The organism is Legionella antarctica, assembly GCF_011764505.1.
Taxonomy (GTDB): Bacteria; Pseudomonadota; Gammaproteobacteria; order Legionellales; family Legionellaceae; genus Legionella; species Legionella antarctica.
Map to the genome: position 1 here is coordinate 3,331,894 of NZ_AP022839.1, position 26,589 is coordinate 3,358,482.

Sequence of the window (26,589 nt, forward strand, 5' to 3'; positions counted from 1 at the left end):
AGGAGTTTGTTTTTACTCTATAAACTTTCCCGCGTGTACTTACCTCCCTAGGTCTTAATCCTTTAGAATATAAATGGGTACAAGCTAAAGCTATTCGTAGAAAACCTAGCTGCTGGATTAATGAATTTTTCAAATCTCATTTGTTTGTAATCAATATATAAAGATCCAGCTATAGTGTGTCGATTCTTTCTTTGAGCATCATATCTTTCTTTCGTAAAAAAATTATTAAAAATCAGATAATTATTAGTGATTCGAAAGCTACAGCCTTAGCTGCTTGAATCCTATTAAGTTTGATTTGAGGAGAATTGAAGAAAAATTTTAAGCAACTAAACCCAATACCTTCATTTAAAACTCTTTAACTCACAGACGGAGTATTCTCAACTGGCCTTTAAAAAATTTCAGCTAACTTTTTAATTACATCATCAACAGATATTAATTTCATGGCTTCATCTCCATGCACATGTGTGCCCCAAACATGTTGATCCATCGTCAGTCCTAAAACCTGTTCGACTGCTTGTGGGTATCGATCCACTACCAAATGTTGAAAAACATAAGGACCGGAAACTAATGGGTTAGTTACTGCATGCAGGGCTACCACAGGAGTATTTACTGCAGCAGACATATGAGAAGGCCCTGTATCAGGACAAAGAACCGCTGTCGCTTTGCTAATCACGGCTAACAATTGTTTGGGTTTTGTTTTACCCACCAGATTGATCGCCGGAATTTCCTGAAGAATTTGATCAGCCAGCAACTTATCATAATCTCCTGGACCTCCCGTTAAAACAATCTGAGCCTGCCATAGCTTTCGAGCTTGTTGCAGCACGCTGATATATCGCTCTACTGGCCAGCTGCGTTCTGGCTTGCTTGCTGCCGGATTAACAACAAGGATAGGACCTTGTTGGGGTAAATGATTTTCTGCCCATTCGTAATCGGCAGCAGCTATGGATAAGTCCCAACGAATTATTTTTTCCCTGACACCCAAGGGCTCTGCAAATTTTAAAAAACCGTCTAGCGTATGATCCAATCCAGGAGCAATCCGCTCTTTCACAAACCATCCATGTATATCTTTTGCCCGCAGCGCATCATAACCAATTTTACGCTTGGCTTTAATTAGGGGGTAAAGTAAATTGGTCCTTAGACTCGCCTGAGGTGCAAGTAAAACATCAAAGTAGCGAGAACGCATTTGCTTTTTAAATCGCCATAAATCACTTAGACTTTTAGGCTTATCAATGACGATAAACTCCACTCCATCGATTCCTTCCACCAGATCAAATGCCGGTCTTGAAATAATCCAGGTCAATTTGGTATCAGGTAAGCAGGTTTGCAGAGTACGGATTAAAGGAACCATCATCAGAACATCCCCTAAAGCGGAGAGTCTGATGATACAAATAGAGTTAATCATTCTGCAACACAAATCGCGATCCGCAATAAGGACATACTTCTACACCTGTTTTTTCTATAGGAAGGTACACTTTAGGGTGAGCATTCCATAGTACCATATCGTCTGTTGGACAACTCAGTGGCAATTCATTTGGGTGCACAACATAATTTTTTTTAGTACTTGCCGGTTCTTTGTTTGATGTTAGCATGATTTTCCTTTACGGCATGGGTAGAATTAAGAAACACCATTATCTAATATTTCCTTGGTTTTCGCTATAATCTCTTCACTAAAAGTCCGATCTTGCGGATCATAAAATAAAGCATCATCCCAATGTCTGAGCCAGGTTAATTGACGCTTAGCCAATTGCCTTGTTGCAGCAATTCCTTTCTCACGCATAGCCGCGTAATCATACTCCCCTTGAAGATACTCCAAAACCTGCCTGTATCCAACACAGCGCATTGCCGGTAAATTCACTTGCACCTTCCATTTGTCCTGCAAATGATTAACCTCCTCAACCAGTCCATCAACCAGCATTTGCTCAAATCGTTGAGCAATTCGCTCATGCAACCACGATCTATCTTGGGGAAAAAGAACAAGATTTGTAAAACGAAAATTCGAGACCTTTTTTTCTTCTGCAAGCAACGTGGATAAAGGTTTCCCCGTTAAATAGTATACCTCTAGAGCTCTTTGAATTCTCTGTGCGTCATGAGCATGAATACGGTCAGCAGTATTGGGATCGATATCCGTTAATTTTTGATAGAGCTTAGGCCAGCCATACTGAGAGGCTTCATCCTCTAATTGCTTACGCAAGTTTTCATTAGCTTCTGGAAGTACAGATAATCCCTTTTGCAAGGCATTAAAGTACATCATTGTCCCACCGGTCAGTAAGGGCACCTTTCCTTTACTGATAATAGAATCGCACCATGAAGACGCATCCGTACAAAACTGTGCAGCTGAGTAAGACTCAACCGGATTTTTGATATTAATCAGATGGTGGGGAGCTGATTGGAGTTCCTGGCTCGAAGGTTTAGCAGTGCCTATATTCATATCCCTGTAAATCATAGCGGAATCAACACTAATAATTTCAAAGGGAAAGCGTTTCACTAACTCACAGGCTAAGGCAGTCTTCCCTGAGGCCGTGGGTCCCATCAAACAAAATACTAGATTAGACATGTACGAACATCCTGCAATCATCTACTGATAAAGCTTTAAAGATACCCTCAAGCTCAGCTCCCTGATTTCGGGCACTCAATAAAAAGAAATTCAATTCCATTCGTTCTTCGCTACTTAAACGTTTAGGATCAAAACGCTGGCATTGACATATTTCTTGAATCACCTGTTCAAGCTGAATAGATTCTAACTCAATTAATGACTCTATAAATAAACGAATGTCTAAATAGGGAACTTTAATAGGTACGGTTCGAATTAGCAATCTGTCTTCTTTTGACCATTCTGTGTGAAGTCCCGCCTGTTCAACAGCCTGTTGGAATTGGCTCATTCTCTCTTTTAATTTTGGCGATACCTCGTAGCTAACGGGTACCAAGAGAGGTCGACTCTCCAACGGTAAATTAGCCGAATTTAATTGGTTCATTAACCATTTTTTTTGGAGGGCAATCAGATCTACAATATGGGGTTGTTGCTCTAGAAAAATCAAAACATATTGATCATTGAGAAATGTCCAGGAAGATTCATTTTCAACTAATAAGGTTGATTTTCCGGAGACAGCGTTTCGAGGCGAACTACTCCATTGTGCAGAAGGATGAGCTCTTCGAGATAAACCATTTTGCTCCTGCAGGGTAGTTCCTGGACCATCATCTGATTTTGCAGAGGCTGATAAATTGGAGACGGGCTCAGTTCCTCTTAAATGGTTCGGTGATAAATAAGGCTCGCAAATATCCACAGACTCTTTAGATGCAGAATAGGAACCATACTCATATACTTTTTCCTCATTTTTTAGTGCCCCTGCTTTTAAAGCATTGGTTAATTGTGAGGTAACAAAATCATGGACTAAACGAGGTTGTTGGAATCGCACCTCATGTTTGGTTGGATGAACATTCACATCAACTTCAGCTGTATGGATAGTTAAATATAGCAGGCAGGCAGGAAATCGACCCGGGTAAAGTAACCCATCGTACGCTTGTTTTAATGCATGATTTATTAACTTATCTTTAACCATACGATGATTAATATATACCCATTGCCTGTCATTCTGACTGCGTTGATAATTAGGACCACTTACCCACCCGCAAAGACGCATCACCCCTCGTTCTGTATCAACACTAATCGCATCTTTTATAAATGCTGTACCAAATATTTTCGTCATGCGTATCTGTTTGGCTTGCTCATTGATCGCTGCGGGTAAAGATAGGATGAGTTTATTATTATGCTTTAAAACTAAACCAATTTGAGGAGCACTCAAGGCAAAACGTTTAATGACCATTTCTATGGCTTGAAACTCCAATTTTTCATTTTTAAGAAATCGCTTACGCACTGGGGCATTAAAAAACAAATCAACAACATCAATCGTTGTCCCAACATTACGGGCACAGGGTGCAAGAGTACTTATGGAGTCATGAACCTGCAGCATCATCGCATGTTCTTGTTGCGCCGGTCTTGAACTGATGGTGAATTTGGCAACAGAAGCGATACTCGCCAAAGCCTCTCCTCTGAACCCCATGCTGTTAATTGCATATAAATCATCTAATGTTGTGATTTTACTGGTAGCATGTGCGGCAACGGCTAAGGGCAGATCCTCAGCAACAATACCTACCCCATTATCACTGACCTTGATTTGATTCAGTCCGCCATACCCTATTTCAACGGTAATAGAATCTGCTCCTGCATCCAAAGAGTTTTCCAATAGTTCCTTAACAACGGAAGCGGGTCTTTCTATTACCTCTCCTGCAGCAATTTGATTGGCTATTGCAGGAGGTAGTTGATGAATTCTTATGCCCATGTGGAAGGTATGGCTAGTTTTTGTCCAGGATTCACTCTAGCATCACCTGGTAAATGGTTCAATCCTTGCATTGCTGTAATAGAGGTATGGTAACGCGCCGCTATTTGGGGTAAGGTTTCTCCTGTTCTTACGATATGAAATTTATTTGTAGTCATTGCTTCTATGCGCGTACCATGAGGAGGATGATCCCAAAAATAGGCTTTGATTCCTTGAAAAATTGCCTGGCTTAACCGGATTTGATAAGCAGCATTAGTTAAATTTCTTTCCTCAACGGGATTTGAAATAAATCCGGTTTCCACTAAAATGGACGGTATATCCGGAGATTTTAAAACCATAAACCGTGCCTGCTCCACCTTGCCGTTATGCAAGTTGGTAAAACCGCCCAATTGCCCGAGGACCCTTCCCCCCATTTGCAAACCTGAATTTATAGTTGCCGTTTGGGATAAGTCAATTAATACAGAGCGTACTACGCCATTGGTATCATCCAATTCTTCCAGATTCACTCCACCTAGTTCGGAATAGTTTTCTTTTTCAGCAATCCAACGTGCAGCTTCACTGGTTGCTCCGCTTTGGGATAAAGCAAATACTGACGCGCCATTGGAATGAGGATTATTAAAGGCATCCGCATGAATAGAAACAAACACATCTCCATTATACTTTCTGGCAATTGCCAGGCGCTCCCTAAGGCCTACATAATAATCATCTGTGCGAGTTAAAACTGCGCGCATGCCCGGTTGTCTGTCTATTAGTTGTTTTAACTTTAGCGTTATTGCCAGAACCACATGTTTTTCTTGGCTGCGCCCTGGACCTTTTGCTCCCGGATCCTTGCCACCATGACCTGCATCTAACACGACCACCACATCGCGCAAATATTTATTAGAGGGGCTATGAGGAACATTAATAGGCATTTTATGAGTAATGACAGGTTGATTTTGATCCATTTTGATTGGTATTTTTGTGGAACTGGTTATTCTCTTTTTTGATTTGGCTTGACTAAAAGGGACGTTTGAATTAATAGCCTCATGAATATTTTTGCTACCCATCAAATCGACTCGAATACCATTAACTTTTCCTTTGTACAGCCAGGGAGAAGTTTTTACCTGAACTTTTTGATTAATATCCAGTACCAATCTTAAGGATTTGGCATCAGGAGAACCACTTCGTACCTGCTTAATAAGGGAGTTTGTAATTCTTAATTGGTTTAAATTGACTCCCAGTGTCGTTGTGCTTAGATCTAATACTACGCGGTCAGGTAGAGTCAAAGTGAATAATTTATGAGTGAACGAGCCTTTAATAGTAAAAAAAAGAGTTGTGTTATTTGGCTGCTGTGACACAGTAACATTTTTTAGCAGCGCCGCAGATGCAGCAATAGAGCTGATAGACATCATTACCCACAAACCCCATGCGCGCATGATCATTATTCACCTGCCAGGCAAGCTAAAATTCTTTTGCCAGTTTCGCTTGATGCGGTAATTTGCATCTCACGTCCAGCCCCTTTAATACTTAAGTTAAAACGAATATCAACTCGTGGCAAGGTTTTTCCGGCATGTTCTGCCCATTCAATAAAACAAATACTCTCATTAGAGAAATAATCCCTAAAACCTAAATATTCTAACTCATCCTCATGATGTATTCGATATAAATCGAAATGATGAATGTGAAGGTTATGGCATATATAGCTTTCTACTAATGAAAAAGTGGGACTCTTAATTGCTGACTGGATGCCCAGGCTTCTAAGCATGGCACGAACAATTGTCGTCTTACCTGCACCAATATCCCCACTCAAAGCAACGACTAAAGGAGCGCTTAAACAAGAAGCCAGTTGTGATGCAAATTGTTCGCTGGCTTTTTCGTTAATTAGTTCTAGAGTTATTATTATTTTATCGTTTTCACCAGGATTCATTTCTTAGTATTGCCATTAAGAATTTTAGGCAAAATATCAAGCAAATCGGTGGCTAATATTCCGACATGACCCAAATCCTCTGCTACTGTATCTCCGGCACAAGCATGTACCCATACTCCTAACTTTGCCGCCTCAGCTAAAGATAGACCCTGAGCGCAAAGTCCAGCAATTATACCGCTTAATACATCACCCATTCCAGCTGTAGCCATACCAGGATTACCTTTTGGGCAAATAAAGGTCTTTTGCTCATCCGTCTCAATAATGGTCCCGATTCCTTTCAGTACCACAACACCCCCATATTGTTGTTGTATAGCCGCTGCAGATTGATATCTATCTGCCTGTATTTCTGCTCCCGAACAAGACAACAGACTACTTGCTTCGCCAGGATGCGGGGTTAAAACCCAATTATCGTCTACTTGTGGGTATTCTGATAGCAATCTCAATGCAGAGGCATCAATTAGCATGGGCAACTGCGAGGTAATTGCGGCTAAAAATAAGGTTCTTGCCCAATCACTTTCACCAAGTCCAGGCCCGATAACGCAGACTGTTGCATTAGCTAAAAGAGGTTTTAAATCCTTGGCTGTTTTAATCCCCCAAATCATCGCCTCAGGAACCAAAGGTAAAACACTGTGAGCATGTTCGGGCCAAGTGGCGATGTTTACTGACCCGGCACCTGTTCGCATCGCAGCTTTAGCTGTCAAGCTCACTGCACCTGGCATGCCGGGTCCTCCTCCTATAACCAATACGTTTCCGTAATTGCCTTTATGTGAATTCTTTTTGCGTAAAGCTAAAGGCAAAGATAGGCTATTAATATTTAACAAAAATGCGCAGGGATTCAATTTAGCGATACAGGCTTCGAGTTGTAAATGTCTGCAATGAATTTCACCACAATAATCCGGGCCGTCTAAAGTGTACATACCTGCTTTAAGTGCAATGAACGTAAGTGTGAAATTGGCCTTGACACAGAAGTTTTCTACCTGTCCTGTATCCGCATTCAATCCCGAAGGAATATCCAGGGATACGACGGGTAATCCACTCGAATTAATCTGATGAATAGCCGTAGCGATCACACCATGGACAGGCCCTTTTAATCCTATCCCCAACAGAGCATCTACAATTAACTCCGCCTCAGTCTCAAGTGCTTCATCTGCTGATTGACAATCAACTCCTGCAGCGAGAGCCAATAAAGCAGCATTTTTTGCTGCGGAAGGCAGGTCTTCCAAAGCGTTACATTGATATACAGTGACCGACAGCCCATGCTCATGAGCTAACCTTGCCAGGATATAACCATCGCCAGCATTATTTCCTGAGCCACAAAATACCGCTATATGCCGCACTTGAGGATATAAACGCTGTACGAAAAAAAATGCCTCGGTTCCTGCTTGAGACATTAAATCATTTTCATCCAATGGATACAGTTGCATGGCTTGTTGCTCACAAGCTCTGATTTGATCACTGCGGTAGAGGACATGATCTGGCTTAACCACCGTTTGCTCCATACTGGTTCATAGTACATAACGTCACTGTAAAGTCCAAAGTCAAGCTAAGAAAGAAAATCCCAATGCTGCGAGAGTAATACAACAATCTCGTACGGTTTTACCAAAAAACACGTTAGATTCCTTCGGTCCGCTAGCAAAGACAGTAATTTTTAGCAGTGTCTCCTGCCCATAGCCACCTGTTGGGCAATTGGGCCAATGACATTACCTAAGGTATTACCATTAGCCAACCTACGATTTTTCTTAATTTAAAAGTGATAGTGCAAAAAAAACTACTTCACCAATTTCAAAGATGGCTTTCTTGTACCAGTATCAGACTCAGATGAGCCGGAAGAGCTAGCTGGAGGAGGCCCCTCATCCTCTTCAATTGCAAAAGCAATTCCTCTGCCATTTTCTTTAGCGTAAATCTCTAAAACTGCATTTGGAAGAACAAAAATTTGCTCTGTTTGCCCTGAAAAACGAGCTGTAAATACAATGCGATCATTTTCCAGCAAAAGTCCCCGTGTTGCAGATGGAGAGATATTTAGTACAATACGCTCATGACGGATATGTTCCTTAGGAACCTGGACGCCCGAATAGGTCGCGTCAACCAGTATATAAGGTGTTAACTCATTATCTACAATCCAATCGTAGAAAGCGCGAATCAAGTAAGGTTTATTTGATGTCATTGCCATAATATTAAGCCGCTCTTATTTGTCTCTCAGCATCTGTCAAACTCGTTTGAAACGATTCACGTTTGAACACACGCTGCATGTATGCAATTAATCCCTCAAACTCTGGCACAATTTCCAGACCTAATTTAGGCAGACGCCATAACAAAGGAGCTAAAGCACAATCCAATAATGAAAATTCATCACTTAGGAAATAAGGTTTATCAGCAAATACAGGGTCAAGACTGGTTAAACTTTCAAGTAAATTAGCTCGAGCCTGATCAGCATTTTCATCTCTATTGATGAACGTCATTAAATAATACCAATCCTGTTCTATTCTATGCATCATTTTACGAGTTTCTGCACGAGCAACCGGATACACAGGTAATAAAGGAGGATGAGGAAAACGTTCGTCTAAATATTCCATAATAATCCGAGCTTCGTAAAGTACGAGCTCTCTATCAATCAGCGTTGGAACAGTGCCATATGGATTTAGGGCTAGAAGATCTGCGCCTGGCTCATCTTGCTTTACAGCAAGAATTTCTACATTAACACCTTTTTCAGCCAACACAATACGGACCTGATGACTGTAAACATCATCAACATCAGAAAATAAAGACATTATAGTGCGCTTTGCGACAATTGCCATTAGCAACTCCTATGGATTCATTAAAGCTGTATCAATAGCATTTCCATGCCAAAGAACAAAGAACAACATTCTACCACATTTTTAACCCGCTGGGTTACTTTGCTTCTAAATCTATTTATTTATACAAATAAAACGTATCCTGTCAGAATCGCCGGGTAAGTGTCTGCCACTGAGCCCGGACTAATCCGAGCCGCGCGCGTCAGCAAGCGGAATTATCTCGAGATGCTTATGTGGTGCATGGAACCTGCCGCACTTTAAGTAAGATTAATTCAGCCAATGATGGCATTTCAAATTTTTTAGTCACCCTATCGTAAATATACTGATAAACGTTAACTTTCAGTTTTCTGGCCGTCTGTACAATCGTGGCAAACGTATCCTTTGATTTGGTGCCATTTTGGGAGACCGTTTGGAGATTGATGTCGCGTATCCTTGCTTGAAACCGTGTCCCTAATTCAGAGGCATTGTTGTGCAATGGCAGAAATGGATGGTCTAACACCAATAATAACGCTTGTTTTTTAGCACGTGTCTTTGCAATGCGTTGATCTAAAACATCATAGCCTGTCGTGGTTGCGAACAAAGTATCAAATTGCATTGATAGTTGTTGGGCCATTGATTGAGATGGAGCCGTCTTGTAAGTCAATAATGCATGGTAGAAATCCCATAATTGCTCAAGAAATACAGCCAATATATTCTGATTCATATCTGAGAATGGAGTGAGTTTTTTATAATGACGACCTTCATGGATCCAGCACAGCGCATGATGTAGGGCCAATTTATTAAACTGAGGCGCATCATCTGTCATTAAATAATGGATGAAGTATTTCGAGTGCTGATAATAGGCAAGAGCTGCTGACTCAAGAATTATGCGTCGATTCGTGCTGTGTTTTTTTGGATTTGGAAAAAGTGTTCCCATCAAACTATCGATTGATTCACGTGTGAGGGGTTGTGCATGCAGCATTGGTTTAATTTGATCCAACCATTTTTTTGCGAGACCAAACTCATCCATTAACTCATAAGCCTCCTGATTAAACATAAACTTTAATTGGTCTCGACACAGCAACTCCAATAAGGTCAAGCGATCTTTTTTACGACGAGTGAAGTATGCTGTAAAAAAGTCATTACATAAAACATGGGTGTAGTGATTTTTGCCGTTAACACGACTGCCTGTGTCATCCATCTGCTGGTACAAGCCTGCGTTGCTACCGGCATCGACAATATCTTCTTTTTCCTGATGAAAAATATCATTGCCTTCTGTCAGCATGGAAGCAATTTTACCATGTGATATTTGAATACCACATGTTTTTAAAAAGCGCTCAATGGCGCTCTCCGTCATCCCTGCATCACGGTATAATGTGATGACCAGCGCTTTAACCCCAGGACCAAATTCACTGCCCTTATATTCGCCAGGAATCGGCGCAATAAAGGTTTTTTTCAAAGATGGTGAGTAATACGTTTCCAGCTTGAATTCAACATTATCCGTGATGATTTTTAGATCCTGGATGATTCGAATCTCAAAACCCTTGAACTTGGCGTCATCTGGCAGCGTTGCTTTGTCCAGAGCAATCGTAACACGTCTATCAATACGTACGTTTTTTTTGTCTTTGCCTGTGTTTTTATTGTTCCCTTTACCACGTTTATTGCGATCTCCTTCAGATGAATGATTGGAATTGCCTGTATTATCGCCATTGCTACCTTTGGATTGACCGCGAATATTAGGTTTGCCCTGTTCACCCTTAAGGCGGTTTATCTCATCACGTAATACTTGGTTTTCCTCTCTGAGCAAAGCATTTTCTTCGGCAAGCATTTCGACCAAATTAACCAATACCTTAATGATAGTCACGGCCTTTTTGTCGGCAAGACTATCGATATCTTTTGTTAACTCATCTAAAACTTGTTTGATTTCTTGGCGTTTCATCATCTACCACTGCGTTACTAATGCTGATACGGCAATCATAACATGACTTTTTTTGAACGCATTTTTCGAGTTTTAACGCCACTAAGGGCTAAGAAAAAATCTGACCTCAGGAGGGAGATGTTTTATTAGTGAAAGGGGCTACATTGTGATCTTGGGGATCTTAGGGCATGCATATTGCATGACTTACGTTTGATATGGAAAAACATCAGTTTTACAGAAAAACCGTGTCAATAGGTATTTTGAATATTTTTAAAGAATTCCGCTTGCTGACGCGCGCGGCTCGGATTAATCCGGACTCAGTGGCAGACACTTACCCGGCGATTCTGACAGGATACAATAAAACACACCTGAGATTTTGATTCACAACCGTCGCCAATAAACTTTTTTTAAGGAGTACGCTGCTATGAGTAAGATAGCCAAAAAAAGGATAACAAAAATGCCCAGGTGATAGCGAACTAATTTTGCAGGTTCTCCCACATAAACTAAAAAAGTCACTAAATCCTTTAAGGCAATGTCAAAATCGCCAGGCAGCATTTCACCTTGCTTTATTAATAACAAAGAATCACTATGCGATTCGTTATTCATTACTAACACCTGTTGCCCCATCAAAGGCTCTAGCGCATTTGGCATGGCAGCGTTAGGCACCAGAAGATTATTCACCCCAAAAGGCCTGGAATTATCAATGTAAAAATTTTTTAAATAACGATACAACCAGTGAGCACCTCGTTCTCTGGCAGATAATGATAAATCTGGAGGAATAATCCCAAACCATTGTTTGGCATCTTCGGGTGGCATAGCGATTTGAATGGGATCATATAAAGCTGCCTGAGTAAAAACCAAATTATTGAGTAAATTTTTATTTATCTTTCCAGCAAAATCAGTTAACCCCAAGTCTTCTGCCATTCGGTTATAGCGCATATATTTTAAAGAATGACATCCAGAGCAATAATTCATAAATAATTTTGCTCCTCGCTGTAACTGCTCTTTATTTTTTACATCTATAGAAACAGATTCGATGGCAACCGTGCTTGCTAAAGAAATGATAGAGATCATTGCCAAAGAGATACTGGCACAAAACAACCTGATTTTTTTTATCATCATTGACCTATTCTTCCCGGAACAGATCGGCATGATTCAAAGCGGCTATAAAAGGGCATTAATAAAAAATAAGAAAAATAAATTAGCGTACCGATTCGTGCGAGAAGCAGCCTTACCGGATCAACTGCAACAGTTCCCAGGTAGCCCAAGATCAATACGCTTGATACAAAGAGGAATATACTTAATTTTGAGAATACTCCTTTATATCTCATGGAACGAACAGGGCTTCGATCAAGCCATGGCATCAAAAAAAGAAGCAGGAGTGCTGCTCCCATACAAATAATACCCAATAGCTGATTGGGTATCGCGCGCAACATCGCGTAAAATGGCGCCATATACCATACCGGTGCAATATGATCTGGCGTTATCAGAGGATTAGCAGGAACAAAATTAGTGCGCTCTAAAAAAAAGCCACCCATTTCAGGTGCAAAAAAGACTACAGAAAAAAATAAGATTAAAAATAAAACCATGCCAACCAAATCTTTAACTGTATAATAAGGATGAAAAGGGATGCCGTCTAAGGGATTACCCTGCTCATCAATTGTATGGGTTATTTCAATTCCTGCAGGATTATTTGAACCGACTTTATGCAAGGCCACGATGTGTAAGAACACCAAAAATAACATCAAAATGGGAATGCCAATCACATGTAAAGCAAAAAAACGCTGCAAAGTGACATTAGTAACTGAATAATCACCTCGTATCCAAATAACCAGATTTTTACCAATATAGGGTATCGCACCAAACAATGAAGTGATTACTTCTGCCCCCCAATAGGACATTTGTCCCCATGGTAATAAATAGCCAAAAAAAGCCTCTGCCAAAAGCAAAAGGAATAAAAACATCCCCAAAAGCCATACCAGCTCTCTGGGTTTTTGATAGGAACCATAAAGTAGGCCACGAAACATGTGTACGTAGATCACAATAAAAAATGCGGAAGCTCCGGTCGAATGCATGTAGCGCAACAGCCAGCCAAAATTAACATCCCGCATGATGTATTCCACAGAAGAAAATGCCTGTTCGACAGTGGGTGTATAAAACATGGTAAGCCATAGGCCGGTCGCAAATTGATTGACCAAAACGACAAAAGCCAGGGATCCGAATAAATATAAGAAATTCAAGTTCTTAGGTAAATAATAATTACTAAAATGACTTTTCCAGGTGCTAACCAAAGGAAAACGGGCGTCTAGCCAATTTAATAATCCGTTCATAACTTAATCTTCATTGCGATCCTCACCTATCACAAGGGTATGCTCGTTTATAAAGTGATGAGGAGGTACCTCTAAATTGATCGGAGCTGGAACACCCTTAAAAACCCGCCCCGAGAGATCGAAAGTTGAACCATGACACGGACAAAAAAAACCACCACGCCAATCAGAGTTTAACTCACCGGTCACAGGTTTATATTTTGGAGAACAGCCAAGATGAGTACAAATCCCAACTAAGACCAGATATTCAGGATTGATGGAACGAAATATATTTTTAGCATATTCAGGCTGTTGATCCACTAAAGATTGAGGATCCCTCAGTAAATCTTCATTCCCAATTAAACGGTGAAGCATTTCTTTTGTTCGTCTTATAATCCAGACTGGCTTGCCACGCCACGCCACAACAACTTGCTCACCCGGCTCCATTTTACTTAAGTCAACTTGAACTGGTGCTGCTGCTGCCCGAGTTTTAGCACTAGGCAGCCAGGAAGATACAAATGGAGTCAAGGCGCAGACAGCACCTACCGCAGCCAAAGCACTGGTGGAAGCTAATAAAAAGAGACGTCGTTCTTCGTCTAAAGGTTTCTCTTTATTTTTATCCACTTTTTGATTGAGGTTAGTAATTTCATCCTTCATTATAGAGACATTGCCTTTTTTTTAAAAATTAATTAGGATTTAAACTCAACATCACAGGACTTGTTTCTTAAATAGTCCATTGTTCTAAAGGACACCTGGGATTGAAAAGAAATTTTATACAAGACAACATCAAACCTGAAACGGTAGATTAGATCCTTTTTTTATCATCTTTCTCATGCAATCGTAGCCCACAGCCATTAAGTTAAGGATTTTACCTCAGCCCGAGCGGATCGAAATAAAATTGAACAAGAAATCCTTTAACTTAACGTGAGTTATGGATAAGGAACTCAGATTTTTACATTGCTCCGTTCGGCCTGAGGAGGGCTTTAGCCCGTCTCGAAGGCTAGGCACTGTACCAGAACCCTTCGAGACGTCGCTAAACCGACTCCTCAGGGCGAACGGTTCGAGATAGTAACTGGGTTTAATAAGCTTCTTATCCATAACTGACATTAACCTAATGAATCGTAAACCATAAGCCACACTCAAAAATGAGCCAACGAACAAATCTAAATATTATTCACAATGAATGGAGATTAGCATGAGTCGGCTTAATTTTGTAGTAGTCGCTGTATTCTGAAACAAGCAGGTACAGCGATTTATGAGACAATCAATATGAAGACAAGCGTCTTATTTGCTTTTAATTACTTGAAATCTATAACCAGAGCTATAAACTTTACTGTGCTAAAACATTTGTCTGAGGAGTAGCGATTTCTTCATCGCGCACCATCTTTTCAAATTCAGAAACGCTATGTGGCTCAGCCCAAAAATGCAAGATATTCCGTTTTTTTGCGCATACGGTACGAATATCAGCAATACATTGGTTGATATCTATAGCCTCTGAATCTTTTAATTGTATGTCTTCTTTGATCGCAGTTAACAAATTGGCTTTCCATTGGCTGTTTCTTGTTGTTTGACGCCCATTTTGTTGGATTGACATATTCTCTATAAGCTTATCTATAATTGCTATTAGCTTTTCAGAATCTTGAACAGGTTGTTCAGGAGCATCATTAACTGGCACTTGTGGCATTTCGTGAATAATAGGTTTAATGACTGGAGAGATATGTTCTTCCTGCTTTATGCCTTCGGTTACAGGTGGTATGCTGCTCGGGTGACCAGAAACATGTGGGGGTACAGTAGATATAGGATTGTCTTCTATGTTTAATAAAGAACACAATTGCCCAGCTGTTATTGTTGCCCATTCTCCAGCACTTAGATAAACAACATTAAGTCGACTCACTATTAGTGTAAATAGATTTGCATTAACTTGTTGCCATTCATCTACTGTGTCAAATAAATCACGATTATTAATTAAATCATGGATAATCTCTGCGTTTAAACCAGCTGTCTCTACAGCAACATCTTTATGTGGTACTTCTTTTTTTACTGTTTTTTCTTTTTTAACAGAGCTGTCTGGGGCGAACCTTAATACTTGCAACGGTGAAAAACAATAAATCAATGCTTCTTTGGCCTGATTCGTAGCTATTTTTGCACCTAAATGTTCCGCCATTTCTTGCGAATTTTTTGTAATCGACAAATCACCGGTCAACGAGTCATAACTATAATAAGCATCTTCTCTTTTAACCAGGGAAATAGTATGGCCATCCATTCTGATGGTAATTCCTTGCGCGTTTAGTGGAACAATCAGTCTCAAAATCTGGTCTACCAGGGGCAATCGTTTATCTTGCTGAACAATTCTCTGTAATTCATCTTCTGTTACTGTAGTCCAATCAATTTCTTGAGTTGGCGCAAGTTGTTGAATAGTCTCGGTTAAATCACCATTATAAGTAAAAAAATTTAGATTTAGCTCCAGACCCTTATTCTCCAGAAAACCATTACGATTATCTATTATTTGTTTCAAGGCCTCATTATCAACAGGCACTATTAAAGTCTGAGACACAGGATCTGCAAAAGCATTTGAATAATATTTTTGATATGCAGCTGTTTCTAATACACCTTCACCATGCGCCAAGCCGGTAAAATCCTCCCTATAACGCTTCTGTGACTCATCATGAGCTTTTGCTATTTCAACTTCCATTGCTGTCTCATCTCGAGCATTTAAAATAGCGTTGATTACTGCAACACTGATTAACGTGCATGCATTAACTGTTTGAGCATTGGCAAGATGTATCTGTCTCATAGTTGTGGTTCTGTGGTTAAATTCGGGAGGCTCTACAGGGACAGCAGAATGATTAGAACTCTCGTTAATTGTTAAATGTAGAGCGTGCTCTTTTTCAAGCGTGTGCTTTTCTTCAGGTTTTCTTTGTTCTTCAAAGTTCGATTGTTCTGCAAACTTGAGCCGTTGGCTTTCCTTTTCTTCCTTCTCAGTTATTATTTTTTTTATACAAGAAATAAACTCGTCAAATCCTTCACTCTGATTTGATAAGTCTTCGAACTCTCTAATCAGACCATTAAGTTGAGCTATTTCTTGATCTTCTTTGGAAAAAATAGTTAAAAGATTAGCAAAATCTGTTTCAAGAGAATATCCTAATTCTTTAAATGCTTGCCTTTCCAGGGCATGAATCTCCTCGATATTGCCAGAGATAAAACCAAGATAGGTACGCCCTAGCTCTTTGTTTAACCAAAGTACGTCAAAATCGCTATTCCATACAGGTTTGTCGGAAGCACCTTTCATAAAAAGCATTGACAGAACCAGCAAATCTTGGCAAAAATCAACAAGCTTTACCGAGTCATTTATTTTTTGATCATACTTTTTATACATTTTATCAATAAGATTTAAAAGTGCTTCTGCTGGTATAGGAGACTTAGATATACGTTCTAGAACTTGAAAAATTTTAACTAAAAATATATTTGCTCTACCCTGATCTGCTTCAATAACTTTAAGCGTTAGAGGCTTAAGAAGCTTTTGATACCACATGTTTCACCTGTATTAAAATATATTCAGGTGTATAGAGTATCATTCTAGTCTTAAATAAATATTAAGAGGTTTTTTTTAGTTTATCACGATATCCCCAAGGACAAACACTTGAAAACAGATTTATAAAGAGTTAAATAGGCTTTAGCTTCGAATAAATGAACACCACTTAAGCATTTTAAATAAAAAAACCTCGCATAGCGAGGTTTTTGATAATCGATATATCATTAACGTTTTGAGTATTGTGTTGCTCGACGAGCTTTGTGCAGCCCCACTTTCTTTCTTTCTACACGACGTGAATCACGAGTCAACAGACCACGAGCACGAAGTTTTCGACGAAATGAATCAGGATTAGGTTCTGCATCTTCTGCCAAACCTTTTTCATCGTAGGCAACTAACGCTCTGGCAATTCCTAAACGAACTGCCCCAGCTTGACCAGAAACCCCACCGCCAACTACAGTGATGAAAATATCAAATTTATTAGTCAGCTCTACAGTTTCCAGAGGTTGCATAACAACCATACAGGAAGTTTCACGACAGAAATACTCTTGCAAAGTGCGATTGTTAACTTTGATCTCACCTTTGCCAGGACGTAAAAAAACGCGAGCTGTTGAACTTTTTCTACGACCAGTGCCGTAGTATTGCTTCATTTCAGCCATAGTACTTATTCCTCAATCTCTAGTTGCTTGGGTTGCTGTGCAGTATGCGGATGTTCGCTACCCACATATACTTTTAACTTGCGATACATCTCTCGACCCAATGGATTTTTTGGCAGCATGCCTTTCACAGCAAGTTCGATAATTTTTACAGGATTTCTACCTTGTAATTTTTCGAACGTAACTGATTTGATACCACCAGGAAAACCAGTGTGATGATGATACATCTTGTTATTAAATTTACGGCCAGTCACAGTGACTTTTTCCGCATTAGTAACAATGATGTAATCCCCTGTATCAACATGGGGAGTATACTCAGCTTTATGTTTGCCACGTAAACGACGGGCAATCTCAGTTGCTAAGCGACCCAAAACCTTATCGCTGGCATCGACCACTAACCAGTCACGTTTGACTTCATGGCCTTTGGCACTAAATGTCTTCATTAAATAAACTCCGAACCGCCTAAATTGGTAATCTTTCTATCATGGACGGGCGATTTTAACCAAAACAGAAACATCCTACAAGTAAAAAGGATAAAAATTTGTGAACAATTAATTAAATCCATGTAAAAACATCAAATTCCACCTGTGGAAGTGGAATGTCCTCTTTTTTTATAATCAATCAATATACTTAAATAGACCTTTAACGTAATATTATTATCCATCAATTAAAAGTTGTTCTACCGTTTCTCCTGCAATCAAATGACTTTCAATAATTTGATCAATATCAGTAAAAGTCGAATAAGTATACCACACCCCATCAGGATAAATTACCAGACATGGACCCGATGCACAACGGCCCAGGCAACCCGTTTTACTTACACGAATCTTGCCAGGACCATGCATGCCCAACTCCAGCAGTCTGGTCTTCATATAATCAAAAAAAGGTTCACCGCCAGATTTCGCGCAGCATTGCTTCCCTGCGGCCTTCTGATTAGTGCATAGAAGTACGTGCTTGATATAATAAGTCAATCAGCTATTTTCCTATTGCTTCAATTTTTGTTTTTAATTTTAAACCAGGCTTAAACGTGACCACTCTTCGTGCCACTACTGGGATTTCCTCACCTGTTTTAGGATTTCTCCCGGGTCTTTGTGGTTTATCTCTTAAGGTGAAATTACCAAAACCTGATAATTTAACATGCTGCCCATGCTCCAGCGCATAGCGCAGCTCTTCAAAAAAATTTTCTACCATTTCCTTTGAGACAGGTTTGGATAGGTTCAACTCGTCACACAAGGTTTCTGCCATAATAGCTTTGCTTAATGCACTCACGATTATTCCCTCAATATGATTGAAAATTCATTTTGCAATGTCTTGATTATAGCACCAATTAATAAATTGATCTCGGCATCAACTAATGTTCGACTCTCATCTTGCAACGTCATCGCTATTGCTAAACTTTTTTTACCCTCAGGAATCCCTTTTCCTACATAAACATCGAATACATCAAAGGATTTTAACCAGTCATCCTTTATACAAGCTCTAACCACATCCTCAATTTGCATGGCATTGATCTGAGCATCCACTAAGAAAGAGAGATCTCTTCTGATTTGGGGATATTTTGAAATTGTTTTATATCGCGGTGAGTCAAGCGTCACTAATTGCGCCAAATTTATTTCAAATAATATGACATCTTGATGCAAATCCAGCGCATCAGTTAATTTCGGGTGGAGAACGCCTATCCACCCTGCATGCTGACCGTTGATCAGTATTTGCGCTGATTGCCCCGGATGCAAGGCATCATGTGTTGCGGGAACAAACGCAACTTCATCTAGTTTCAACATTGAAAACAAAGACTGTAAATCACCTTTGAGATCAAAAAAATCAAAATAGCGCGTGGTTTCAGACCAATTTACCCCACCCTGTTCTCCCATTAGCAAACCAGCGATACAGGCCCGCTCATTTAATTGGCCTTGCTCCACATCAAACACCACACCTAGTTCAAAGAACTTAATTGCATTTTGTTGACGATGAATATTATAAATCATGGACGCAATCAGGCCCGGCCACATACCAACCCGCATTTGTGATAATTCGGAGGAAATAGGATTTAGTAACTGCATCACGTCACTCTGAGGATAAATGGCATCTTGAAGCTCGGGATCAACAAAACTGTAACTTATTGTTTCATTATATCCTCGGCTTCTAAACCAGACTGCCAGTTGCTGGGAAATTCGCTCATTTGCGCTGGCCTTTCCTGCCTGAACTGGTGCATTCATGGGCTGTGCCTTTAAGTTGTCATAGCCATACAAACGAATGATTTCTTCTACCAAATCCACATCGTATTGAATATCAAATCGATGGGAAGGAACTTCTACAGTAAGAATACCTTTCTTGTCCTGGATAATTGTAATACCTAAACCTTCCAATAAATTTCTCATTTCCTCTAGAGAAATATCAAGGCCGGTCAACTGCTTCACTTTACCGGTATCAAAAGAAATTACAGCTTTTTCCGGTACATATGCGCTATTACTGGACTCAATAACTGGGCCAGCCTGGCCTCCAACAATAGATAAAATCAAAAACGTTGCTCGCTCCAGAGCTGTTAGTTGCAGATAAGGATCAACACCACGCTCAAAACGTTGTGATGAATCACTAAACAAACCATATTTTCTAGCAACTCCTGCAATAATCACTGGATTAAAATAAGCACTTTCTAATAATACATCTTGAGTATGGGCCTGGACTCCGCTGTTCGCGCCACCCATAATACCGGCCATAGCCAGGGGTTTTTCTTTGTCAGCAATCACCAATACTTTATCACTTAAGGTCACTATCTGACCATCTAAAAGCTCCAAATGTTCTGACTCATTGCTAAAGCGGACATTTACCTCCCCTTGTAGTTTGGCCAAATCAAAAGCATGCATAGGCTGACCTAGTTCAAGCATCACAAAATTCATCACATCAACAACAGGATGAAGGGTTCTGATTCCACCCCGGCGCAATCGTTCAGACATCCACAAAGGAGTCGTTGCAGCAGGGTTTATATTACGAATAAGACGCCCGCAATAGCGAGGACATGCCTGGGCATTTTTTAAATTAATGGATACTACATCATCAATTGCAGGTGCAATAGTACTAATGGACGGTTCCAATAGAGGAAGTTTATTTAATACGGCTACTTCACGAGCGATACCCAAAACACTGAAACAATCTGCTCGATTGGGTGTTAAATCAATATCCAATATATGATCATCAAGAGTTAAATAATCACGTAAATTTACACCTACCGGGGCATCTTCTTCTAATTCCATAATACCTTCGGATTGCTCCGCCAGTCCCAGCTCACTAGCGGAGCAGAGCATGCCTTGCGACAACTCACCCCGAAGTTTAGACTCTTTAATTTTGAGACCACCTGGTAATTGGGCTCCAATCATTGCCAAGGCAACTTTTATTCCTGATCTCACATTCGAAGCACCGCAAACAATTTTCAACGTTTGATCGATGCCGGCCTTAACCTCACATAAGGTTAATTTATCAGCATCTGGGTGAGGTTTTGTGCTCAGTACTTCCCCTACAACCACATGAGTAAATTCCCCGGCCACAGGGCTTACTGCATCTACTTCCAAACCAGCCATAGTCAATTGTGCGGCTAACTCTTGTTCAGTTAATGAGAAGTTAACCCATTCACGTAACCATAACTTACTTAATTTCATCTATCATCCCCATCACTTATGCAACCACTTGTCTTGCGACGAGTAAATTAAAACTGACTTAAAAAGGTTAGATCGTTTTCAAACATCATCCGCAGATCTTCTATTCCATAATACAACATAGCCAATCTATCCATACCCATACCAAAAGCCCATCCTTGGTATTCATCAGGACAAATATGAACTGCTCGCAACACATTTGGGTGCACCATGCCACAACCAAGTACTTCAAGCCATCCAGTAAACTTGCATGATCGACATCCTTTACCACTGCATTGTGTACACTCTATGTCTACTTCTGCAGAGGGTTCAGTAAAGGGAAAATAGGATGGCCTGAATCTAAGAGCCAACTCACGACCAAAGAAATGGGCAAAAAAATCCTGCAGCAACCCCTTTAATCCGGCTAATGTAGCCTGCTGATCAATCAACAATCCTTCAACCTGATGAAACATGGGAGTATGGGTAAGATCAGAATCACAACGATAAACTCTCCCGGGAGCGATTAAGCGAAAGGGGGGCTTAAGTTGCTCCATAGTACGAATTTGCACTGGAGACGTATGCGTACGCAGTAAACGTCCGTCACCAAAATAAAACGTATCGTGCATTGCACGTGCAGGATGATGACCGGGAATATTTAATGCTTCAAAATTATAAAATTCTGTTTCAATTTCAGGTCCATCTACTATATCAAAACCCAAACGACTGAAATACTCATTAATTCGATGCTTCACCTCAGTGACTGGATGTAATGAACCTGATTGATTGTTTCGTCCAGGAAGGGTTACATCTATTTTTTCTGCAGATAACTTCGATAATAATTGTTTTTCTTTTAATTCCAGCATTTTTGTTTCAATTAATGAGCTGATATCACGCTTTGCCTGATTAACTAATTGGCCCATTTTAGGTTTTTCTTCGGCGGATAAACCAGCCAGACCTTTTAAAATTTCAGTCAGTTTGCCTTTCTTTCCCAGGAAGTCAACGCGAATTAATTCCAGAGTAGCAATATCTTGTGCCGTATTAATTGCTTCAGAAGCCTGTTCTTGTATGGTGATGATATCCTGCATATTTATACCCACAAGTAAAAAGGAGGCCTTAGCCTCCTCGATATTTTTATTTGGTAACTACTTTTAAATTTAGTTACGTTGGGCTTATTACATTGAATAAAGATCACTGCAATAAATTAATACCCATCTAACAATAAATTAACCTGCTAGTGCAGCTTTAGCTTTTTCAGCAACTGCAGCAAAGGCTATTTTGTCATTAACTGCCATGTCGGCCAGTATTTTTCTATCCAGTTCAATAGATGCTTTTTTCAAACCATCAATCAAACGGCTATAAGACATACCGCATTCACGAGCTTGTGCATTAATACGGACTATCCATAAGGCACGGAACTGTCGTTTTTTCTGACGTCTATCACGATATGCATATTGACCTGCTTTAATAACTGCTTGTTTTGCTACGCGATAGGTTCGGCTACGTGCGCCGTAATAACCTTTAGCTTGATCTAAAATTTTCTTGTGACGGGCTTTCGCTGTCACACCACGTTTAACTCTTGGCATTTTTCAATCCTCCCCTTAACTACCGTGCAACATACGCTCTGCCAAACGCGCATCGCATGGCTTCAAAGTACTGGCACCTACGCGTAAATGGCGTTTTTGCTTAGTAGACTTCTTGGTGAGGATATGATTCCTGTAAGCGCCGCGACGTTTAATCGCACCACTTGCTGTCTTACGGAAGCGTTTAGCTGCTCCACGATGTGACTTTAACTTTGGCATAACATGTACTCCGCATTGATATTTGTTTTTAACAACAAATATATTTAGCTACTTGGTTTTTTTCGGCGATAATACCATCAGTAATTGTCTTCCTTCACGCTTTGCATGCTGCTCAACCACGGCAAATTCTGCCGTATCTGCCTGTATGCGTTCCAAAATTTTCATACCGAGCTCTTGATGAGCCATCTCACGACCACGAAATCGCAGCGTGACTTTGACTTTATCACCATGATTTAGGAAACGGATCAGGTTGCGTAGCTTGACCTGATAATCTCCATCTTCCGTCGTTGGACGGAATTTTAATTCTTTAACCTGAATTTGCTTTTGCTTTTTCTTGGCTTCAGCTTGTTTTTTGCTCAGTTCAAAGATAAATTTACCATGATCCATGATGCGGCACACAGGGGGTTTGGCTGTTGGCGATATCTCAACCAAGTCCAATCCATCTTCTTCTGCTGCACGCAGTGCTTCCCTTGTTGATACAATTCCTGCCTGGTTACCATCAACATCAATTAAGCGTACCTCAGGTACTGTGATCTGTTCATTAATTCGTGCGCGATCATTTTCACGCTTAGTTGGTGCACTAATGGTTTATTCCTCCAGCTCGTTGTTTATAGAGATCCCTTACGGACAATTTCATGCGTCAAGGTATCACAAATTGTATCTATTGTCATCACGCCCAAATCAACGCCTTCACGGGTACGTACAGCCACTTGACCTGTTTCAACTTCTTTGTCGCCTATGACTAATAAATAAGGTACTTTTTGTAGTGTGTGTTCACGGATTTTAAAGCCAATTTTCTCATTTCTCAAGTCAAAATTTGCCCGAATACCACTTTTTTGCAAAATTTGAGTGACTTTTTCCGCATATTTATTCTGTTTTTCACTAATAGTAAGCACAGAAGCTTGAACAGGAGACAGCCACAAGGGCAGTTTTCCAGCATAATGCTCTATCAAAATCCCCATAAATCGTTCAAAGGAACCTAATATAGCTCGATGTAACATAACTGGAATTTGTTTGTTACCATTCTCAGCAATATAGCTGGCATCTAAACGCGCAGGCATAGAAAAATCAACTTGTATGGTTCCGCACTGCCAGATTCTGCCCAGACAGTCTGATAAAGAACATTCAATTTTCGGGCCATAAAATGCTCCTTCACCAGGAGCATCTACCCATTCAATATCTCTTCCCTGCATGGCAAGTTTCAGGGCATTTTCTGCTTTATCCCAAACATCATCTGAACCGACACGCTTTTCAGGTCTTAATGCCAGACGATATTTAATCTCGTTAAAACCAAAATCGGTATAAACTGATTGTACCAGTTCCAACATCATCGCTACTTCTGACTGAATTTGATCTTCTGTACAAAATATGTGGGCATCATCTTGCACCATATTGCGAACCCGCATTAATCCATGTAGTGAGCCAGAAGGTTCACAGCGGTGGCAATTACCAAACTCTGAAAATCTTAATGGCAAATCTCGATAACTCTTCAGACCTTGATTGTATACTTGAATATGACACGGGCAATTCATAGGTTTTACAGCATAATGGCGATTATCTGTTTCAGTGACAAACATCTCGTCTCTAAAATTATCCCAATGGCCTGATTTTTCCCAAAGTGATCTGTCTACTAATTGAGGAGTTTTGATTTCCTGGTAACCAAAATCAGCCAAACGCATCCGCATGTAGCGTTCAAGTTCCTGATAAATCGTCCAACCTTTGGGATGCCAAAAAACCATTCCCGGAGCAATATCCTGGAAGTGAAACAAATCCAGGGTCTTGCCTAATTTACGGTGATCGCGCTTTTCTGCTTCTTCCATTCTGAATAAATAGTCAGCCAAAGATTTTTTATCAGCCCAAGCGGTGCCATAAATTCGCTGTAACATTTCATTATTAGAATCACCACGCCAATAAGCACCCGCTAACTTAGTCAACTTAAATGCTTTTAAAAAACCGGTTGAAGGGACGTGAGGGCCTCTACACAGATCTTCAAAATCACCTTGCTTATAAAGAGAAAGCACCTCAGTGGCAGGAATATCAGCAATAATTTTTGCTTTATACTCTTCACCTAAGCTTTTAAAATACTTTATGGCCTCGTCCCTTGATAACTCCCTACGAGTTATAGGGTAATTGGCTTTGGTCAGCTCCTGCATTTTTGCTTCTATTAGCTCCAAATCTTCAGGGGTAAATGCTCTTTGGAAAGCAAAATCATAAAAGAATCCATCATCAATAACCGGACCTATGGTCACCTGAGCGGTGGGGAAAAGTAATTTAACAGCTTGAGCCAGCAAATGAGCAGCAGAGTGACGAATAACCTCCAGACTGTCTTCTTGTTTTTCTGTCACGATGACTAAAGAGCAATCAGTTTCAATAAGGTAAGTGGTATCTACTAAACGACCATCTATACGACCTGCCAACGCAGCCTTGGCTAGGCCAGGGCTAATATGATGTGCAACATCATATATGGTTAAAGGCGCTTCAAAATGTTTTACACTACCATCAGGTAATTTAATATTGGGCATAGTTTTATCCGTCTTTGCGTCCGTAAAGCACTTCTTTTTCAAAAAAAAACCCTGCATAGCAGGGTTTAAACCTTAATATTCTGTGCAGTAGTTGCTGTTTAGATTCTACTATAAAATTCAGATTGGATGGTAGGCACGAGTGGGATCGAACCACCGACCACCACCATGTCAAGGTGGTGCTCTACCACTGAGCTACGTGCCTATAATTCGACCTGCATTCAAATTGGCTTGAATTATATAATAAGGTAGCATTATAAAGCAAATCATTTAAATCGGATTTGGGATTAATTTTCTTGTTTAGAAACAGAAGTTCTCCGTGTGTCGCGAAACATGTACGCAAACAGAAAAGCGACTTCTGCTGAAACTGCAAAGATGCGTTAATAACTTCATTGCGCGGTAAAGAAAACAGGATGAACGATTACCTATTACTCTTCAAATGATCCCTTCTTCAAAAAAGTCATTATTAACTTCCTTGTTTTTGCATGATTCATAATAAACGTATGAGTGGAGTTAATAACAATGGGGGCAGTTTGTCCTTGAATACGGGCCGCAGAGGGAGGAACCTTCGCGTCAAATCGCCCGGCAATTATGCCCATTTTAATATTTGGTACCGGGACACGATGCACGTAAGACTTTTTTTCTGAACTTAGTTCGGCTAATGGCTTTATTGATGAGGTGATTAAGGGAAACATTTCTGTAGATAACTTCGCAAGTAAAGAACCCTGGTTAGGAGGAGCCAGCATAATCAGTGAGCCGATATGTTTTAATTGATTTGGTGACCATTTGGATAATGCCTCCCTGACAATGATACCACCCAGACTATGAGTGACGAAATGGATTTTTACCCTTGAATTATTTGCTGATAAATGTCTTATAAATTGATTTAAATAACTCGCATGTTCATGAATAGTGTATCTTGCTGAAGGATAATTATAGTAATAGACCTGATAACCCTGAGTTTCCAAATAGAGTTTTAATGGTTTCATGCTCAGGTAAGAGCGCAGTAATCCATGGATTAACACAATTACTTCCTGATGATGTTTTGCTTTAACCGGTACGATGAGAGTTGCGGTAGGAGTTTGCATGTTGCTATTCGGTAAAAATGCAACTGATTGATTTATGTAGATTATTCCAAATGATAGTAATAAGATGAACTTTTTGGTTTGAATTTTTTTAACTAATACTTTCACTTTATTCCCCAAAATCCTCTGCCAAAAAA

25 protein-coding genes and 1 tRNA gene are annotated in these 26,589 nt (G+C 40.1%); all 26 read right to left on the reverse strand.

Going from position 1 to position 26,589, the window contains the following annotated elements; all coding sequences use genetic code 11:
- Positions 1–388: 388 nt before the first annotated feature.
- Positions 389–1,402, reverse strand: coding sequence for a glycosyltransferase family 9 protein (locus tag HRS36_RS15735; protein WP_420814308.1), 1,014 nt, complete (start codon positions 1,400–1,402; stop codon positions 389–391).
- Positions 1,395–1,589: a zinc-finger domain-containing protein gene (locus HRS36_RS15740; protein WP_173238029.1), complete on the reverse strand. Its 195-nt coding sequence runs from the start codon at positions 1,587–1,589 to the stop codon at positions 1,395–1,397. The genes HRS36_RS15735 and HRS36_RS15740 overlap by 8 nt, the downstream gene beginning before the upstream one ends.
- A gap of 26 nt (positions 1,590–1,615) precedes the next feature.
- Complete coding sequence (miaA, locus tag HRS36_RS15745) at positions 1,616–2,554, reverse strand: tRNA (adenosine(37)-N6)-dimethylallyltransferase MiaA (RefSeq protein ID WP_173238030.1); 939 nt, start codon at positions 2,552–2,554, stop codon at positions 1,616–1,618.
- Positions 2,547–4,337, reverse strand: a complete 1,791-nt coding sequence (gene mutL / locus HRS36_RS15750) for a DNA mismatch repair endonuclease MutL (protein WP_173238031.1) — start codon at positions 4,335–4,337, stop codon at positions 2,547–2,549. Before mutL ends, miaA begins: the two co-directional genes overlap by 8 nt.
- A complete protein-coding gene (locus HRS36_RS15755) occupies positions 4,328–5,749 on the reverse strand; it encodes an N-acetylmuramoyl-L-alanine amidase (protein WP_420814309.1) in 1,422 nt (473 codons plus the stop codon). Before HRS36_RS15755 ends, mutL begins: the two co-directional genes overlap by 10 nt.
- A gap of 5 nt (positions 5,750–5,754) precedes the next feature.
- Positions 5,755–6,240, reverse strand: a complete 486-nt coding sequence (tsaE, locus tag HRS36_RS15760) for a tRNA (adenosine(37)-N6)-threonylcarbamoyltransferase complex ATPase subunit type 1 TsaE (RefSeq protein ID WP_173238033.1) — start codon at positions 6,238–6,240, stop codon at positions 5,755–5,757.
- Positions 6,237–7,739 carry an NAD(P)H-hydrate dehydratase gene (locus tag HRS36_RS15765; protein ID WP_420814310.1) on the reverse strand — a complete coding sequence of 501 codons (1,503 nt, stop codon included), beginning with the start codon at positions 7,737–7,739 and terminating at the stop codon, positions 6,237–6,239. The genes tsaE and HRS36_RS15765 overlap by 4 nt, the downstream gene beginning before the upstream one ends.
- 269 nt (positions 7,740–8,008) lie before the next feature.
- Complete coding sequence (locus HRS36_RS15770; RefSeq protein WP_173238035.1) at positions 8,009–8,410, reverse strand: ClpXP protease specificity-enhancing factor; 402 nt, start codon at positions 8,408–8,410, stop codon at positions 8,009–8,011.
- Positions 8,411–8,414: 4 nt separating this feature from the next.
- Positions 8,415–9,035, reverse strand: a complete 621-nt coding sequence (locus HRS36_RS15775; RefSeq protein ID WP_173238036.1) for a glutathione S-transferase N-terminal domain-containing protein — start codon at positions 9,033–9,035, stop codon at positions 8,415–8,417.
- A gap of 226 nt (positions 9,036–9,261) precedes the next feature.
- Positions 9,262–10,953, reverse strand: coding sequence for an IS66 family transposase (locus HRS36_RS15780; RefSeq protein ID WP_173235423.1), 1,692 nt, complete (start codon positions 10,951–10,953; stop codon positions 9,262–9,264).
- Between the two features lie 357 nt (positions 10,954–11,310).
- A complete protein-coding gene (locus HRS36_RS15785) occupies positions 11,311–12,003 on the reverse strand; it encodes a cytochrome c1 (protein WP_173238565.1) in 693 nt (230 codons plus the stop codon).
- 44 nt (positions 12,004–12,047) lie between these two features.
- Entirely contained in the window at positions 12,048–13,259 is a 1,212-nt protein-coding gene (locus HRS36_RS15790) for a cytochrome b (protein WP_173238037.1), read from the reverse strand.
- A gap of 3 nt (positions 13,260–13,262) precedes the next feature.
- Positions 13,263–13,892, reverse strand: coding sequence for a ubiquinol-cytochrome c reductase iron-sulfur subunit (gene petA / locus HRS36_RS15795; protein WP_173238038.1), 630 nt, complete (start codon positions 13,890–13,892; stop codon positions 13,263–13,265).
- Between the two features lie 673 nt (positions 13,893–14,565).
- Positions 14,566–16,767: a hypothetical protein gene (locus HRS36_RS15800; RefSeq protein WP_173238039.1), complete on the reverse strand. Its 2,202-nt coding sequence runs from the start codon at positions 16,765–16,767 to the stop codon at positions 14,566–14,568.
- Positions 16,768–16,991: 224 nt separating this feature from the next.
- Complete coding sequence (gene rpsI / locus HRS36_RS15805; protein WP_173238040.1) at positions 16,992–17,423, reverse strand: 30S ribosomal protein S9; 432 nt, start codon at positions 17,421–17,423, stop codon at positions 16,992–16,994.
- 5 nt (positions 17,424–17,428) lie between these two features.
- The gene (rplM, locus tag HRS36_RS15810; RefSeq protein ID WP_173238041.1) at positions 17,429–17,863 is read right to left on the reverse strand and encodes a 50S ribosomal protein L13; all 435 of its coding nucleotides are present in this window, start codon (positions 17,861–17,863) and stop codon (positions 17,429–17,431) included.
- A gap of 213 nt (positions 17,864–18,076) precedes the next feature.
- A complete protein-coding gene (locus HRS36_RS15815; protein ID WP_173238042.1) occupies positions 18,077–18,391 on the reverse strand; it encodes a (2Fe-2S) ferredoxin domain-containing protein in 315 nt (104 codons plus the stop codon).
- A 4-nt stretch (positions 18,392–18,395) separates the two neighbouring features.
- A complete protein-coding gene (locus HRS36_RS15820; RefSeq protein ID WP_173238043.1) occupies positions 18,396–18,689 on the reverse strand; it encodes an integration host factor subunit alpha in 294 nt (97 codons plus the stop codon).
- 2 nt (positions 18,690–18,691) lie between these two features.
- Entirely contained in the window at positions 18,692–21,073 is a 2,382-nt protein-coding gene (pheT, locus tag HRS36_RS15825; RefSeq protein WP_173238044.1) for a phenylalanine--tRNA ligase subunit beta, read from the reverse strand.
- A gap of 47 nt (positions 21,074–21,120) precedes the next feature.
- The gene (pheS, locus tag HRS36_RS15830) at positions 21,121–22,134 is read right to left on the reverse strand and encodes a phenylalanine--tRNA ligase subunit alpha (protein ID WP_173238045.1); all 1,014 of its coding nucleotides are present in this window, start codon (positions 22,132–22,134) and stop codon (positions 21,121–21,123) included.
- Positions 22,135–22,272: 138 nt separating this feature from the next.
- Positions 22,273–22,632 (reverse strand): 50S ribosomal protein L20, encoded by a 360-nt coding sequence (gene rplT / locus HRS36_RS15835; RefSeq protein WP_173238046.1) that lies wholly within the window; start codon positions 22,630–22,632, stop codon positions 22,273–22,275.
- A gap of 15 nt (positions 22,633–22,647) precedes the next feature.
- A complete protein-coding gene (rpmI, locus tag HRS36_RS15840) occupies positions 22,648–22,848 on the reverse strand; it encodes a 50S ribosomal protein L35 (RefSeq protein WP_035889291.1) in 201 nt (66 codons plus the stop codon).
- Between the two features lie 48 nt (positions 22,849–22,896).
- Positions 22,897–23,433, reverse strand: a complete 537-nt coding sequence (infC, locus tag HRS36_RS15845; RefSeq protein WP_173238566.1) for a translation initiation factor IF-3 — start codon at positions 23,431–23,433, stop codon at positions 22,897–22,899.
- Positions 23,434–23,456: 23 nt separating this feature from the next.
- Positions 23,457–25,370, reverse strand: a complete 1,914-nt coding sequence (gene thrS, locus HRS36_RS15850; protein WP_173238047.1) for a threonine--tRNA ligase — start codon at positions 25,368–25,370, stop codon at positions 23,457–23,459.
- Between the two features lie 127 nt (positions 25,371–25,497).
- Positions 25,498–25,572 (reverse strand) — tRNA-Val (locus HRS36_RS15855).
- A gap of 223 nt (positions 25,573–25,795) precedes the next feature.
- Complete coding sequence (locus HRS36_RS15860) at positions 25,796–26,560, reverse strand: esterase/lipase family protein (RefSeq protein WP_226905503.1); 765 nt, start codon at positions 26,558–26,560, stop codon at positions 25,796–25,798.
- Positions 26,561–26,589: the final 29 nt, after the last annotated feature.

Excerpts from the sequence above, each read along its gene's own strand:
- HRS36_RS15735 (WP_420814308.1), bottom strand. The coding sequence starts at position 1,402 with ATGATTAACTCTATTTGTATCATCAGACTCTCCGCTTTAGGGGATGTT.
- HRS36_RS15740 (WP_173238029.1), bottom strand. The coding sequence starts at position 1,589 with ATGCTAACATCAAACAAAGAACCGGCAAGTACTAAAAAAAATTATGTT.
- miaA (WP_173238030.1), bottom strand. The coding sequence starts at position 2,554 with ATGTCTAATCTAGTATTTTGTTTGATGGGACCCACGGCCTCAGGGAAG.
- mutL (WP_173238031.1), bottom strand. The coding sequence starts at position 4,337 with ATGGGCATAAGAATTCATCAACTACCTCCTGCAATAGCCAATCAAATT.
- HRS36_RS15755 (WP_420814309.1), bottom strand. The coding sequence starts at position 5,749 with ATGCGCGCATGGGGTTTGTGGGTAATGATGTCTATCAGCTCTATTGCT.
- tsaE (WP_173238033.1), bottom strand. The coding sequence starts at position 6,240 with ATGAATCCTGGTGAAAACGATAAAATAATAATAACTCTAGAACTAATT.
- HRS36_RS15765 (WP_420814310.1), bottom strand. The coding sequence starts at position 7,739 with ATGGAGCAAACGGTGGTTAAGCCAGATCATGTCCTCTACCGCAGTGAT.
- HRS36_RS15770 (WP_173238035.1), bottom strand. The coding sequence starts at position 8,410 with ATGGCAATGACATCAAATAAACCTTACTTGATTCGCGCTTTCTACGAT.
- HRS36_RS15775 (WP_173238036.1), bottom strand. The coding sequence starts at position 9,035 with ATGGCAATTGTCGCAAAGCGCACTATAATGTCTTTATTTTCTGATGTT.
- HRS36_RS15780 (WP_173235423.1), bottom strand. The coding sequence starts at position 10,953 with ATGATGAAACGCCAAGAAATCAAACAAGTTTTAGATGAGTTAACAAAA.
- HRS36_RS15785 (WP_173238565.1), bottom strand. The coding sequence starts at position 12,003 with ATGATCTCTATCATTTCTTTAGCAAGCACGGTTGCCATCGAATCTGTT.
- HRS36_RS15790 (WP_173238037.1), bottom strand. The coding sequence starts at position 13,259 with ATGAACGGATTATTAAATTGGCTAGACGCCCGTTTTCCTTTGGTTAGC.
- petA (WP_173238038.1), bottom strand. The coding sequence starts at position 13,892 with ATGAAGGATGAAATTACTAACCTCAATCAAAAAGTGGATAAAAATAAA.
- HRS36_RS15800 (WP_173238039.1), bottom strand. The coding sequence starts at position 16,767 with ATGTGGTATCAAAAGCTTCTTAAGCCTCTAACGCTTAAAGTTATTGAA.
- rpsI (WP_173238040.1), bottom strand. The coding sequence starts at position 17,423 with ATGGCTGAAATGAAGCAATACTACGGCACTGGTCGTAGAAAAAGTTCA.
- rplM (WP_173238041.1), bottom strand. The coding sequence starts at position 17,863 with ATGAAGACATTTAGTGCCAAAGGCCATGAAGTCAAACGTGACTGGTTA.
- pheT (WP_173238044.1), bottom strand. The coding sequence starts at position 21,073 with ATGAAATTAAGTAAGTTATGGTTACGTGAATGGGTTAACTTCTCATTA.
- pheS (WP_173238045.1), bottom strand. The coding sequence starts at position 22,134 with ATGCAGGATATCATCACCATACAAGAACAGGCTTCTGAAGCAATTAAT.
- rplT (WP_173238046.1), bottom strand. The coding sequence starts at position 22,632 with ATGCCAAGAGTTAAACGTGGTGTGACAGCGAAAGCCCGTCACAAGAAA.
- rpmI (WP_035889291.1), bottom strand. The coding sequence starts at position 22,848 with ATGCCAAAGTTAAAGTCACATCGTGGAGCAGCTAAACGCTTCCGTAAG.
- thrS (WP_173238047.1), bottom strand. The coding sequence starts at position 25,370 with ATGCCCAATATTAAATTACCTGATGGTAGTGTAAAACATTTTGAAGCG.